The sequence below is a fragment of the Gilvimarinus gilvus genome (assembly GCF_030518155.1).
GTDB classification, from domain to species: Bacteria; Pseudomonadota; Gammaproteobacteria; order Pseudomonadales; family Cellvibrionaceae; genus Gilvimarinus; species Gilvimarinus gilvus.
This window is the reverse complement of record NZ_JAULRU010000358.1, coordinates 1-534: the sequence shown is the minus strand read 5'-3', so window position 1 is coordinate 534 and position 534 is coordinate 1. Positions and strand designations below refer to the sequence as shown.

Genomic DNA, 534 nt, shown 5'->3' with positions numbered 1-534 from the left:
GCATACATTTGTTGCGGATTGGATAGCAAGATTTTGTAAAGAAGTTCCAAGGCGCCTGCTCGATCCTTTTGTGCGATCAAACGCTCAACTCTGTTCGGTAGCAGGTCCATGCTGACTAACTGCAGATGTTTGGCTATTTCCCCACGTTTAGGTAGTGCTTGTGCAAACGCCAGTGAGTTTTCTGCCGCGATAATGTTCCCCATCAACCTCTGGCATACGCTGATACCTAAATGCGCCCAGCTGAAATTCAGATTCAGCCCTGCTGCACGTTGATATAGGTCGAGAGCGATTACTGATTTTTCTTCAAGAAGATAGCTTTCAGCTAGTTTGCAAGTGCAATAAGCGTTTTCGCCTAAGACCTTTGTGAGCGCTTCCCAAGCGTATCGAGCGTCATCATACTGTCCCGTTTCTTGGAATAAGCTGGCAATTCGATATGCTTGAATTACTTTGCTTCTATCTCCATTTGCTGTGGGGGTCGCATGAGCGGAGTATAATTGAGAAATCCATTCTTCACCCTCAGACCGTGATATGAGT

At 46.1% G+C, this 534-nt stretch carries 1 protein-coding gene; it reads right to left on the bottom strand.

The annotated features are described in order from the left end of the window. Positions 1-534: tetratricopeptide repeat protein (locus QWI17_RS06070; RefSeq protein WP_302721626.1), on the bottom strand; the 534-nt coding region annotated here is incomplete at both ends.